This is a genomic window from Oleiphilus sp. HI0123 (assembly GCF_001635315.1).
Genome location: NZ_LWGE01000686.1, coordinates 1 through 534, shown reverse-complemented (window position 1 = coordinate 534; position 534 = coordinate 1). Strand labels below are relative to the sequence as shown.

Annotated in this window: 1 protein-coding gene; it reads left to right on the top strand. The window is 46.8% G+C overall.

What is annotated here, in order from left to right; translation table 11 throughout:
- On the top strand, window positions 1-534 hold a 534-nt coding region (locus A3761_RS06200; RefSeq protein ID WP_156491665.1), incomplete at both ends, for a 4-hydroxybenzoate octaprenyltransferase.

Genomic DNA, 534 nt, shown 5'->3' with positions numbered 1-534 from the left:
ATCGCCGGCTCTGTTTTCATGCGCTCGGCAGGCTGCGTAATCAATGACTTTGCGGATAGAAAAATAGACGGTCATGTAAAGCGCACTGAAGCTCGCCCTCTGGTGACGGGGCGGGTGAGTGCAAAACAGGCTTTGATCTTTTTCGCCGTTTTATGTCTGTTGTCTTTCATCCTGGTTTTGTTTACCAATGAACTGACAATTTACCTTTCATTTGGTGCACTCGCACTTGCTTCTGCTTATCCCTTCATGAAGCGCTATACTTATTTACCACAGGTGGTCTTAGGTGCTGCATTTGCCTGGTCCGTTCCTATGGCTTATGCCGCGCAAGTGAATGAACTGCCTGCGCATATCTGGTTGATCTATATGGCAACAGTCTTGTGGACCGTTGCTTATGATACGATGTATGCCATGGTCGATAGGGATGATGATATCAAAATCGGCGTTAAATCCACGGCCATCTTATTTGGTTCGGCTGATCGGGCGATTATCGCATTTTTGCAGGTTTTGGTGATATTGACGCTGAGCTTGTTAGGT